This is a genomic window from Flavobacterium sp. 270 (assembly GCF_004368785.1).
Classification (GTDB): Bacteria; Bacteroidota; Bacteroidia; order Flavobacteriales; family Flavobacteriaceae; genus Flavobacterium.
Window position 1 is genome coordinate 410,804 of record NZ_SODM01000001.1, and the last position, 12,590, is coordinate 423,393.

General features: G+C 32.0%; 14 protein-coding genes. 3 read left to right on the plus strand and 11 right to left on the minus strand.

Features of this window, described 5'->3' with window-relative positions; genetic code table 11:
* Positions 1–46: 46 nt before the first annotated feature.
* Entirely contained in the window at positions 47–811 is a 765-nt protein-coding gene (locus EV144_RS01815) for a response regulator transcription factor (protein ID WP_134145605.1), read from the plus strand.
* A gap of 95 nt (positions 812–906) precedes the next feature.
* On the opposite strand, the gene lanM is transcribed toward EV144_RS01815, so the two are convergent.
* The 8 genes from lanM to EV144_RS01855 form a co-directional block, all read right to left on the minus strand.
* Entirely contained in the window at positions 907–2,799 is a 1,893-nt protein-coding gene (gene lanM, locus EV144_RS01820; protein WP_134145607.1) for a type 2 lanthipeptide synthetase LanM, read from the minus strand.
* A gap of 158 nt (positions 2,800–2,957) precedes the next feature.
* Positions 2,958–3,269, minus strand: a complete 312-nt coding sequence (locus tag EV144_RS01825) for an NHLP leader peptide family RiPP precursor (RefSeq protein ID WP_134145609.1) — start codon at positions 3,267–3,269, stop codon at positions 2,958–2,960.
* A gap of 56 nt (positions 3,270–3,325) precedes the next feature.
* Positions 3,326–3,637, minus strand: a complete 312-nt coding sequence (locus EV144_RS01830; RefSeq protein ID WP_134145611.1) for an NHLP leader peptide family RiPP precursor — start codon at positions 3,635–3,637, stop codon at positions 3,326–3,328.
* A 57-nt stretch (positions 3,638–3,694) separates the two neighbouring features.
* A complete protein-coding gene (locus tag EV144_RS01835) occupies positions 3,695–4,006 on the minus strand; it encodes an NHLP leader peptide family RiPP precursor (protein ID WP_134145613.1) in 312 nt (103 codons plus the stop codon).
* Positions 4,007–4,048: 42 nt separating this feature from the next.
* Positions 4,049–4,381, minus strand: a complete 333-nt coding sequence (locus tag EV144_RS01840) for an NHLP leader peptide family RiPP precursor (protein ID WP_134145615.1) — start codon at positions 4,379–4,381, stop codon at positions 4,049–4,051.
* A 79-nt stretch (positions 4,382–4,460) separates the two neighbouring features.
* Entirely contained in the window at positions 4,461–6,467 is a 2,007-nt protein-coding gene (locus EV144_RS01845) for an adenylate/guanylate cyclase domain-containing protein (protein ID WP_134145617.1), read from the minus strand.
* Between the two features lie 88 nt (positions 6,468–6,555).
* Complete coding sequence (locus tag EV144_RS01850) at positions 6,556–6,885, minus strand: TOMM propeptide domain-containing protein (protein ID WP_134145619.1); 330 nt, start codon at positions 6,883–6,885, stop codon at positions 6,556–6,558.
* Positions 6,886–7,174: 289 nt separating this feature from the next.
* A complete protein-coding gene (locus tag EV144_RS01855) occupies positions 7,175–7,921 on the minus strand; it encodes a ThiF family adenylyltransferase (protein WP_134145621.1) in 747 nt (248 codons plus the stop codon).
* 237 nt (positions 7,922–8,158) lie between these two features.
* Between EV144_RS01855 and EV144_RS01860 the strand changes: the two genes are divergently transcribed.
* Positions 8,159–8,353: a hypothetical protein gene (locus tag EV144_RS01860; RefSeq protein ID WP_134145623.1), complete on the plus strand. Its 195-nt coding sequence runs from the start codon at positions 8,159–8,161 to the stop codon at positions 8,351–8,353.
* A gap of 61 nt (positions 8,354–8,414) precedes the next feature.
* On the opposite strand, the gene EV144_RS01865 is transcribed toward EV144_RS01860, so the two are convergent.
* Both EV144_RS01865 and EV144_RS01870 read right to left on the minus strand, forming a co-directional pair.
* Entirely contained in the window at positions 8,415–9,896 is a 1,482-nt protein-coding gene (locus tag EV144_RS01865; protein ID WP_134145625.1) for a DUF1254 domain-containing protein, read from the minus strand.
* 178 nt (positions 9,897–10,074) lie between these two features.
* The gene (locus EV144_RS01870) at positions 10,075–11,583 is read right to left on the minus strand and encodes a DEAD/DEAH box helicase (RefSeq protein WP_134145627.1); all 1,509 of its coding nucleotides are present in this window, start codon (positions 11,581–11,583) and stop codon (positions 10,075–10,077) included.
* Positions 11,584–11,859: 276 nt separating this feature from the next.
* On the opposite strand from EV144_RS01870, the gene EV144_RS01875 reads away from it, so the two are divergent.
* Complete coding sequence (locus EV144_RS01875; protein ID WP_134145629.1) at positions 11,860–12,144, plus strand: hypothetical protein; 285 nt, start codon at positions 11,860–11,862, stop codon at positions 12,142–12,144.
* 66 nt (positions 12,145–12,210) lie between these two features.
* Here EV144_RS01875 and EV144_RS01880 read toward each other — a convergent pair whose 3' ends face one another.
* Positions 12,211–12,498, minus strand: a complete 288-nt coding sequence (locus tag EV144_RS01880; protein WP_134145631.1) for a hypothetical protein — start codon at positions 12,496–12,498, stop codon at positions 12,211–12,213.
* Positions 12,499–12,590: the final 92 nt, after the last annotated feature.

A 12,590-nucleotide genomic window follows, 5' to 3' on the forward strand; every position in this document is an offset into this window, starting at 1 on the left:
TTTCCTACATAATAAAAATTAGGTAAATTTGAGTAAAATTAGGAAGATGAAAGACCAAGATTCGAACTCATTTTTTGACTCCAGGAATACAATTTACGGTTTGACAGATGAAGAAAGAGTACAAAAATTTGATTACATAGAGCCTATAAAAGCATTTGCAAGAGCAACATACACCAGTTTATACGTTATTAATTATTTAGAGCAGGGATTTGAATATGTTTCAGAAAATCCATTATTTCTGTGCGGCAATACGGCGCAGCAGGTTTTAGAAATGGGTTATGCTTTTTATTTTAAACACGTTCCGCAATCAGATATTGAATTATTGCTGAAAATTAATTCGGTGGGATTTGATTTTTATGATAAAACTCCGGTTGAAGAAAGAATTATGTATACGATCTCTTATGATTTTCATTTAAAAAATCAGGAAGGAAAATTAATTTTAATCAACCAAAAACTTACTCCTGTTTTTTTAACGAGCACCGGAAAAATATGGAAAGCAATATGTATTATTTCATTATCGTCTGAACGTAAGGCAGGTAATATTAAAATACATAAAAGCGGAGAAAATGTCGTCTATAATTACAATCTGAAACTTGATCAATGGGAAGAGTCTAAGAAAATCTCTTTGTCTAAAAGAGAAAAAGAAATTCTACAGCTTTCTACACGCGGTTTTTCTATAAATGAAATCGCCGACGAAATATTTGTTTCTCCAGATACTGTAAAATTTCACAGACGCAAACTTTTTGAAAAATTAGAAGTAACTAATATTTCTGAAGCTATTTCTTTTGCAACAAGTAATAAGCTGATTTAGAATAAAATAACCTGCATTTCTCATCATTTTTTATTAAATATTTTTCTCAGATTAATAAATTAACCTGAGAAAAATATAATGTCTTTTAGTTTTTATTATAGTGTAATTGCTCCTTCAATTAAATTAACCTGATGTTGATAGTCTGCTAAATCTGCTTTTTTAATTTTGCTGTTTACACTTTCTAAAGCATTGGATTCTAGTAAATCAACAATTTGACCGTTTCCTAAATCAAGATTTTCTGAAAGTGTGTTTAGATAAAATACAGGAATATCTCCTAATAGCATCTGCTCTCTCTCTGAACCCAAAATTGGAGACCAGTTACCAATCGCCGCATAAGCTCTAGCCAAAAGTTCTAATTTTATCCCATAGTTAGTGGCATCTGCAAGGTATTCAGGACTGTTTAGTAGTCTTAAAATCTTGAAATACACTCCGGTTTGTCTATTAATAAAACGAATTTTTAAATCTCTAAAATGTTCAAAAGGTGAATTTTTAGAAAGCAGGAAATTTTTATTTTCTAATATCAACTTATATATTTTATCAAATCCTGTTTTAAATTCTAATTGATAATCTATAAGGTTTTCTATCTTATTATTAAGTTTCGGTTTATTAGACTTGTAAAGGTTTCTATAGACCATTTCGTGTACTTTCTGCATCTTATCTTTGTTGATGTTTTCAATACGCTGCACTGTACAATTATATTCTAACTGAACAGAAGATCCAAAACCACAAGCATAAACCGGGACATTTTGATTTTTGATAGGAAGCAGCAGACTTTCTAAAATGGTGCCTACAATATTTTCATCCTCTTCAGTATAGGTTTGTGTGTGAAATAATTTTATAGTGGGCAAAATAGTGGTTTCATGATCTATCAATACGGGACAATTACCAGATGCAATTACGTTTTCAAAATGGTAATCTCTTGCGTTTAAAAAATAGGCAACACCAACCAAAATGCCGGCTCGTTCGTAGTAAAGTTTAATATCCTCGTTAGTTTCACATTCTGAATGTTTTACGAATTCTAACCAACCATAAGTATCCTTATCAATGACTTTAAAACTCTTTAATTCTTCCCCTAAATTTTTATTTACCCAATCCAAAAACTGATTGTAAGCAAATGTAACGGCAACGTTTGTAGGTTTATAGACAATTTTGTAAGCATTATCAAACTCGAATATTATTGTAGATTCTCCATTATGCTGATCTCCAGAGTTTAAATGAAGTTCGCTGATCTTGCCTAATTTCGTCTCAAAATAATATTCTATTTCTGCTTTATCTGATTTAAATTTCTCAAATAAATTGGTAATGAATTTCAGAAATCTTTCTGTTTTTACTGCTAGTTTTCTAGCCATCATTGGATAATCAAGAAATAGATTATGAAATTTGTCTGATAAAAGAGCCAATATAAATTTTTCATAATAGTAATCTTCAATGCCATTTGCAGCATCTTGATTTTCTACTTCATTTTTATATTTAGAAAACTCTTTAAGCAGCACTAAATGAGATAATTCAAATAATTCTCTGTACAATGCCTGATTCAATTGATCCATTACATTTTGATCAAATGCTACATGAATACTTTTTAAATTTTGCTCAAGTCTGCCAGAAAAAAAATGAATAAAAGGAACAAAAAACTGAGAAAAAGCTTTTTCCTCCATGTCACCGTTATTTCTTGCAAATGTTTGAGGTACATTATTCAAAACTTCTTCCAACGTATTTATCCACAACGGAAAATCGATTTTTTCTGCTGTATCCTCTGGCAAAGAAGTCATTAAAGAAATATCGGCTATGCCTAAATTATTAAACAAACAATATTTATAAAATGCTTCATCAGATGCATTCTTGCAAATGCTTTCCTTCCAATAATTCAAATAGGAAAAATCACTTTCCCTTTTTTTAAAGAGAATTTCATTTTGTTTACTAAAAGCTAATAACTCAAAAGGAGTTAATGTAGAAAGATAGAGTTTCTTAAAAAAAAGAGTGTTTTCCATAATGTTTATATAAATGTTGAATTTAATTTTGGATCTGATAGAAAAATGGTATTGTTAATTTACATAGATGATCTATATTAATTAACAATACCAAAGATGTATATTTCATATTCCTAGAGGATAATTTTAAAAATTAACTTCTAGAAACAAATGACAATTTACCAAGTTACGCAGATAAATGACCATGAAATTTCAACTCCTTTTCCTCCAGCTACAGCTTCTAGCTCTAACTCTGAAAGCTCCATATTAGCAGGATTTGCAGGAATATTGATGTAAACTGCAGAAGTATCTGTTTGATCTGTTACAATTAGTTTTCTACCTTTTAAATCTAGAGGTTGTCCAGATAAATTTTCGATAGCCTTAACAGGATTAGCGATTAATTCTTGTTTGAAAGATTCATCTGCCCAGCTTTTTTCGATGATCGTTTTTAGGTTTTTTTCTGAGTTTGCTTGCGCTTGATTAAAGTCCATAATGTATTGTTTTAAGGGTTAATTTGATTAATTATTTATGCTTTTTTTGTTACTTATTACCAAGTAACACAGATGAATGACCATGAAATTTCAACACCTTTTCCTCCAGCCACAGCTTCTAATTCTAACTCTGAAAGCTCCATATTAGCAGGATTTGCAGGAATATTGATGTAAACTGCAGAAGTATCTGTTTGATCTGTAACAATCAGTTTTCTACCTTTTAAATCTAGAGGTTGTCCAGATAATTTTTCGATAGCTTTTACAGGATTAGCGATCAATTCTTGTTTGAAAGATTCATCTGCCCAGCTTTTGTCGATGATAGTTTTTAGGTTTTTTTCTGAATTTGCTTGTGCTTGATTAAAGTCCATAATTGTATTGTTTTAAGGGTTAATTTGATTAATTATTTATGTTTATTTTGTTACTTCTTACCAAGTAACACAGATGAATGACCATGAAATTTCAACACCTTTTCCGCCAGCTACAGCTTCTAATTCTAACTCTGAAAGCTCCATATTAGCTGGATTTGCAGGAATATTGATATATGCTGCAGAAGTATCTGTTTGATCTGTTACAATCAGTTTTCTGCCTTTTAAATCTAGAGGTTGTCCAGATAATTTTTCGATAGCTTTTACAGGATTAGCGATCAATTCTTGTTTGAAAGATTCGTCTTCCCAACATTTTTCGATAATAGTTTTTAAGTTTTTTTCTGAATTTGCTTGTGCTTGTTTAAAGTCCATGATTTTAATGTTTAAGGATTAATTATTTAAATGTTTGTTACTTTATATTTTGATGTAATTTTTTAAAGTTGGGAAAAGACTGTTTACCAAATCTCTCCAGATGGTTTGTCCGCCACCGGCAATTATTTCGAGTTGTTCTTCAGTGAGTTCAATATCTTCGACATTGGGTTCAGATGGAATATTTACAAAAACTTTAGACTTATCTGTCTGATCGTTAATTACTAATGTTTTTCCTTCAGGCAGCACAATCTTAGCTCCGGTTAGATCCTCTATTGCTTTTAGAGGATCAGAAATTAAGTTCTTTCTAAAATTGGTATCTTCCCATGCTTTAGAAATTATCAATCTTAAAACCTCTTCTTCTTTCTTGTGTTCCATGATTTGTTTCCTTTTCTGTATTGTAAAATTAGGTTTATGAAATTGTATAAAATTGCCAAATAAACTGACAAAAATACTTTTATATGTAAGTATGTTCTATCAATATAGATTTCTTAGTGTGAGAAAAGTCGTTTTTTTCTACGAAGTACATTTTTATCTCGCCTTTTCCTTTAGCGTATATATTACCGCGGTATTCAAACACAAAACAGTCTTCATCTTTAATTAAATTATAAAGTGATTCGCTTATGTTTACTTTTTCAACCATTCCGTTGCTTTCAATTCTGCTTGCAGTATTTACCGTATCGCCCCAAACATCGTATTGAAACTTTTTTACCCCTACAATTCCTGCCACAATAGGTCCGGCGTGAATACCCAGGCGCATTTCAAAAACAGGAATGTCAGCCGCAATGTTGCTTACTTTTCTCTCCATCATAAATTCCTGCATTTCTAAAGCAGCAAAAACAATGTTCTTTAATGAATTATGATCTGGATTTGGAAAACCGCCTGCTGCCATATAAGAATCACCAATCGTTTTGATTTTTTCGATGTTGTATTTGTCTGAGATATTGTCAAATGCTTTAAAACAAACATTAATTTCTTCTACAAGGTTTTGTGGCGACATTTTTTCTGCGGTCTGCGTAAAAGATTTAAAATCAGTAAAAAGAATAGAAACCAAATTAAAGTCTCTTGCATTTACGAATCCTTTTTCTTTTAGTTCTTCGGCAATTTCTTCCGGAAGAATATTGAGAAGTAATTTTTCTGAACGGTCTTTTTCTATTGTTAACTCTTTTCTGGATCTTCTTACATAATTAAGTCTGTTCCATAATGCAATAGCAATCAACATAATAAAGCCCAAGGAAATGATAATAATGTTTCTTTGTTTTTCTTTATTCTGGACTTCTTCTTTATGTTTCAGTTCAATATTGTGCGATTTGGTCACATAAGCAATACTGTCCATCAGCAAAGCTTTTTGAAACTCCATGTTTAATATTTTATTGGACGTTTCTTCAGATTGTAAACTGTCTTTGTAAGCATTTGATTTTTCGTAGAAAGCAAGCGCTAAATTGGTATTGCCTTCCGTTTTATAAGAATCATAAAGACATTTGCAGGCGTCTTTTTTTAGAGAAACTGCTCCCAAAGTATTGGCAATATCAAGTCCTGTTTTGCATTTTTTAATGGCATTTGCACTTTGTCCTAGTTTGTTCAGCAGATTTCCAATGGCAATTTGTGTACTGCCAACATATTGTAGACTGTTTATTTTTTGAGAGGTTTCGAGACAAAGATTGTAATACGACAAAGATTTGGTAAAATTGCCCTGAATCGTAAAGAGTTCGCCCAGATTATAAAGCACTTCAATTTTCTTTTGCTTGTCTCCTATTTTATCTGCAATATTCAAAGCCTGATTAAAAAAATCATAAGCTTTGGCATATTGTTTTTGCATCATGTAGATTTTTCCGGCTCCGTTTAAATTATGCGAGATTCCGATAGAATCTTTTAATTCCGTGTAAATAGCATTGGCTTTTTTAGAATAAAGCATCGCGTTAGCATAATCTTTAATGTCAACATATATACCGCCGATGTTTTGTGTGCTGGCGGCAATGATTTTTTTATCGCCTATTTTTTTCTGAATTTTAATAGCCTGATTGTAAAACTCCAACGCTTTTGGGTAATTGCCTAAATAATAATAAACAGCGCCCATATTGTTTAATGCAGATGAAATTCCTTTCTTAAAATGAACTTTCTCGTACGTCTCTTTGCATTTTGTGTAATAAGAAAGCGCTTTTAGATAATCTCCCTGATAGTAATAAGTTGTCGCAATTTTGTTGAAACTGTTTCCAATTCCTTTTTGATCTTTTAGGCTTTGATAGATTTTTAAGCTTTTTTCAAACAAAACCATCGCTTCTAAAAACTTCCCGGCATTTTGACGTTTTTCTCCAACGTTTAATATACTGTCGGCAGTTTGTTTGTTTTCAGGATGATGCGTTGTGTTTTCTGTAGAAGGCAGTTTTGTTTGTGCTTCTATTTTTAAACTTGCTCCGTTGATAATAAAAACAAGGAAAAATAAGTATGTAGATAAGGTTTTCACAAATAATACTTTAAATTAAAAAAACGCATATGTTCAACAGAGCATACACGTTTTAATTCACGTTTACTCCATGATTGAAGTTTTCTAACTAAGCGCTAAAAATCTTCGCCTGATAATTACTTGTGGTTACAATAATAGGTGGCGTGTTACCATCGCCTCCTGAAATAATATCCAATTGCTCTTCATTTAATTCCATGTCGTCGATATCAGGTTCGGCAGGGATATTAAAATAAATTGTAGAAGAATTAGACTGATCTACAAATGCAATCTTCTTTCCCTCAGGCACATGAATGGGGTGATCTAAAAAATTTTCTATTGTTTCAACAGGACTTTTAATTAAATTGTCCTTAAATACAGGATCGTCCCATGCTTTTTTCACAATAGATTCTAACGCTTTTTGTTCGGTAGTTAATTCCATTTTCTTTAATTTATGATTAAACCTAGTTATTCTACTCTTGTAAAATTATTTGCATTAAGTGATATAGAATTGCCAAATAGACTGTCAAAAAGCCTTGCCTTTTTTCACAGTACTTTTTGCAGTTTTACAATTATTTTTCTGCAATAACATTTAATGAAGAACCATAAAATTTGAATTGAAATCATAACAAAAAAAGCTGTACTCAAAACCAAAGTTTGAATACAGCTGTTTAAAAAGGAATTATTTTTATAATGAAAAGAAATCTAAGAAAATAGACTTCGTAAGGGGTTTATCTAATAGTAGTTAAATAAAATTCCGGAAATACTTTTATACGATTGTTAACCGCAATATCAAATGCAATGTTGGTACATAAACCAGCCACTAGCCACGATGCAATAGAAAGTTGCGGAGGAGAAAGATTTTTGTCTTCCCTTACATATTCATCCAAAACTTCTTCGAGCCAATCCTGGGGATCTTCCCAATATTTTTTATATTCTAAAACATAATCCACAACATTGATTTCGCTAAATTTTTCGTCTGGTTTTTTTAAAGCTTCTAATCCTTCTTCTTCTGAAATAACCAGCACCAATGCGCCCCAGCCTAAATTATACGGATGCAATACAGGAATTTTTCTACTCTGACAAATAGAATCAAATAAAAGTGGCACATCTGAAGTAAAATCCAAAGCATTTATGGCAATTTTATGGTCTTTTATGTATTCTTCAACATTCTCTGGCGTTAAAAAACAATTGTGAATCGTTATTTTTGCTTCGCTATTAATAGCCAATAATCTTTCTTTTAGCGTTTCTACTTTAGATTTTGAGATGTCTTTTTCGGTATAATTTTGTCTGTTTAAATTGGATAATTCGACAACATCGCCATCAATTATAGTAAGCGTTTCAAAACCTAGTCTTAACAGACATTCTGCAATAACACTTCCAATTCCTGCACCGCCTAATAATATCGGAGTATTTTTTATTAATTCTTGCTGTTGAGGAGTAATATAAATCCTGTTTCTTATATTTCGTTGGTTCATGTTTGTTTTTTAGCGTAATTAAATTTTACTTTTTAAGCCCGATAAAGATACTAATAGAAATATTCTTGATTTCATTTGATATGTTAATTTACAAAGTAATTTCTTCTAATAATAATACTTTATTTTTAAAATTAAGTGTAATTCTAACAGTACTATTTTATAACATTCAGTAAGGATTGTGTAAGCTTTCTTAGCGGTATTTGGAGTAATTTTATTAAAACTTTAAAACTTACTATTATGAAAACAAATAATCAAAATCCGAACAACAACGAAAAAAGTGGTTCTGATAATAGAAGCGACATGAGAAAACATCAATATAAAGATCACGATGAAATTCTAACAAATGATGAAAATTATGATACTGATACTCATAAATTTAAAGGTGAAGAACCTGATTTTGATGATCAGTTGAATAATGAAGATAAAAATTAAAAAAAATGCCAGTCGATTGACTGGCATTTTTTTAATTAATTTGAAAACTAACTTCTTTATGTTATTTTACTTTTTCAACAGCAGGCGGCATCCATTTGCCATTAATAATTTCTTCTTTAGGCCAATAGGCACGCAGGTATAATGAAAAATCAGTTTTTGGTGCGGGAAGCCAGTTATCTTTTAATGCTGCAGAAGGTGCAGAAGCCTGTACATAAATTGTAAGCGAACTGTCTGGGTTAAATTTTAAAGTTTTATTCTTAGTACCCAAAGAATATCGTTTTATCTCATTTGGCACAAAAAAATGATGTTCATCATACAAAGTGAGCGACCAAAAACCCTCAATTGGTGGTGTCTGACCTTTTAGAAATGTTATTGTATATTTTGAAGCTCCGTTTAAGCGTGTTCCAGAAGCGTCAAGATCCTGATATAAATATTTTGTTTCATTAGCGGCATTTACAAGAATATTAGATTTTGCAACTGCTGTACGCGCAAAATAATCAGTGCCAAATGTGGCCCCGTTATTTACTGTTGTCCAATGATTGGATAAAGGCGAACCCCAATTTCTAAATTGCAGTAACGGATCTATCATTTCTGCTTCAACTTTAATAAGTTCTTCTGTAAGTGTTTTTTTGAGCGCAGGATCTTTTTTTACCATAGCAAGAAGGTTTTTTATCTGTGCATAACGCGCTTCTTCTCCTGGCAACGGAGGAGCATCTTTTAATACTAAAGGAAGTTCATCAAAAAATTTATCCGGAAAAACCCATTTGGTTTCACCCCCTGGACCATCTTTCATTGGTGATTCTAATTTTGGCAGTTTACTCCAATCCTGCTGTTTCATTTTGCCATCAAACTTATCAAGCGGGTAAACATCGATCTGGTTGATTACTTTTTGAACTGCCTGACGATCTTGTGCATTATCATCCTGAAATACACGAGGAACAACAAATGCCGTGTTGGTTGGAGATTTAAATACTTTTGTAATGCCTTTAGGAACTTCTCCTTTCCAATTTGGTCCTGTAACAAGATAAAAACCGGGTTTTGTATTGTACATTTTACCAAGTCCGGCAAAAGAATCTGTGCGAAGATCAACGATCTGGTACACCCAAAAACGACTGCCAAAATCAGGCACTTGCACTACAACCGGGGTTTCATCCAGAGCCGCAATTGCCGCGCCATATACCACATCTTGATTAGGACAAGCCACCCATCGTTGTTCTGGCTCTATATAATCGTGCAGCATAGACAATGTATTTAAAGGGGCAAAAGGTAAAACACCATTCATCAATCCTGCCTTTGGTGCTTGTTTAAAAGCTAATCTTCGATTATAAATATTGACCATTGGCCACGCCCAGAAATAGGTATCTCTTGCCAGCATTTTTGCATAAGATTCGGTTACTTTGACTGTAGTGTCAGGCTCTTTTATTGCAAAACTTGTAGTATCTTCTATTACAGTTGTTCCGGCTGTATCATTATTAATAATCGTTTCTTTTTTACAGCTGGTTGTAATTAATAGAATCAGAATGAAAAGTTTAATCGCCCTCATATAATTTTATTTTAAAATTGACAGGAATAAAATTATTAAAAACCAGAAAACCTCTATGAAAATTAAGTATTCAAATGGTTTCATTTTATAAAATGAAACCATTTTTTATAAAATATAATTTGCATTTTCCTTTAAACGATTCGCAATTTACTTATAGAATAACAGGCATTTATTTTAATTATGAAGCATGAATTTTAGGAAATAATTTAATGATAAGTCCTTTAAGACGATTTTGATAATCCTCTATCAGCCAGTCTTTATAACTTTTACTTGCATGGTCGAGGCATTTTACGTACTGCTTTACACGCCATTCTATTTCAGGCGCTAAAGCTTCTGCAAGAGCTACTGCCTGAGATAATGTTTCAGCATTATCCATACACATTTTTGCCTGCTGTCTTATCGATTGCTGTATAACCGTTTTTGGTTTCTTATCGGTATCAATTGCTTCCTGATAAGCACTTTCTATATCAAAAGCCATTTCCAGCGTATTCGGAAATTGCGCCCGTAATTCAGCAGATATCGCATGAGATTGTACCGATGAATTTCCTGTACATTGATAACTCATTTGTTTTGCAAAAGCTTCTGGATTTTCAAAACCAAATTTCCAATCCACAGGTTCCTGCCATTCTCCAAAACGCTGTATATTATTACCCAGATCTGTAATTCCAAAAGTCTTTTTTGAGGAAAGTTTCCTTGCGCCGCGACCAATCATCTGATGATAAAGTGTAATAGATGTTGTTGCTCTGTTAAGAATAACGTGCTGTACTGTAGGTTCATCAAATCCGGTGGTAAGTATAGAAACCGAAGTAAAAACTGCATCTTTTGTTTTTCTAAACCATTTTAGAATTTCTTTACGTTCTTCATCAGAAGTTTTATTGTCTAAATGTCTGATCGCAATTCCTGCCGTTTTAAAAACTGCTTCGACCTGCTGCGAAACTGCAATTCCATTATTAAAAATAAGCGTCTTTTTTCCTTTTGCATTTTCATTATACGCTTTTAAAAGCAATTCCAACATTGCCGGAGCGCCATAAAGTTCATTAGAAGAACTTACCGTATAATCGCCGTGAATTCCGGTTTTAAGCGAATTTAGTTCAACTTCATATACAAACGATTTTGGTTTAGCCAGAAAACCATCATCAACGAGCGTTCCTATACTTTCTCCTGTAAGCAGCAAATCATAATTCCTATTCATTGGTTTAGAAACATCTGAACTAAAAGGAGTTGCGGTAAAACCAATTACAAAAGCATTTTTAAAATTGGCTAACAGCTTTCTAAATGAATTATGATGCGCTTCGTCAATTATTAAAAGACCAACCTCTTTTGTTGTAATCTTTTTTGCTTTAATCCTGTTTCTAAGCGTTTCTACCATAGCGACGTAACACTTACAATCGGGTTTAAAATTACCGCTTCCGCTATTGATAATACGATTTTGTACTCCCAGGTTTTTTAGCGTTTTAGAAGTTTGTTTGCACAACTCTTTGCGATGCGTTAATATAGTTACCGTTTTGCCATACTGCTCAATAAATCTTCTGGCAATTTCCGAAAACACCACCGTTTTTCCCCCACCTGTAGGCAGTTGGTATAAAATATTAGAATTATCCTTGTTTTGTATTAAATCAAAAATTGACGCAATATCTCTTTCCTGATAAGAATGAAAGGAAGTTAGAGCTGAAGTAGAATTTTTCATGTTTAATTAATTTCTATAGCAAAATTAACTCGTGTAGATGTTTGATTAATTATAAGATTTCTTTTCAGTATTACATTATTAAATTTCAATTTGAATTCATTCCTGTAATAAATTCAATTTTACACAAGAAAAACTAAATAACTGTGAATTATGTAATTACAAACCTTTCAGCTGTAAGATTATGGCGTAGGGACAACTGTACATTTGTCTTATAATAATTTGAAAAAATTATTATTAACTCAATCTCCATAAAAAACAACTTAAAAAAATACTATCATGAATTTAGCCTCAGAAACTCACCGTTACGAAGACCAGTTTTTCCAATTTGATCAAACGTTATATCAAAACAGATATAGCACTTCTTCCAGAGATCATTCGATAACTGAAAATGCAGAACCAGACTACGGTAATGATCTGGTAAATGAAAAATTCGATAATGAGAATATTGGCAATGAACAAACTGATAATGACGAATTCAATAACGAAGAATTTGACAATGAAGGTCTGGAAGATTTAGATGAAAATGATGAAGCAGGCACTGATCCTGATCGCAATATTTAAAATAAAAAAAAGACCGTCTAAATAGACGGTTTTTTTTTTGACTTTTTTTAAGCTAAAATTCAAAGCTTATTTTGCTTTTGAATTTGTTGTAGTTGAATCTGCAGCATTTAAGTCCACACTTGAAGTTCCTTTTTGTACACTTCTCGCAGAACCAGAACCTGTAGAACCTTCGCCTGTTGCACCAGTTGTACCAGTAGTACTTACATTAACAGAATCGGTAGTTGGGCCTATGGTATCAACATTAATCGTATCGGCTTTAGAATAATTATCTGTTGGTGCGTTTTCGCTCTTTTTACAGGAAAAAGTAATTGCAGTTAAGAAAATTATCATTGAAATTTTAATTGAAGTTTTCATAATAACGATTTTAATGGTTTGTATACTTTCAAAAGTAGTCCTATAATTATTTTTCCAGTTATATTATTCTATGTAACTCTTACAGAATTAAT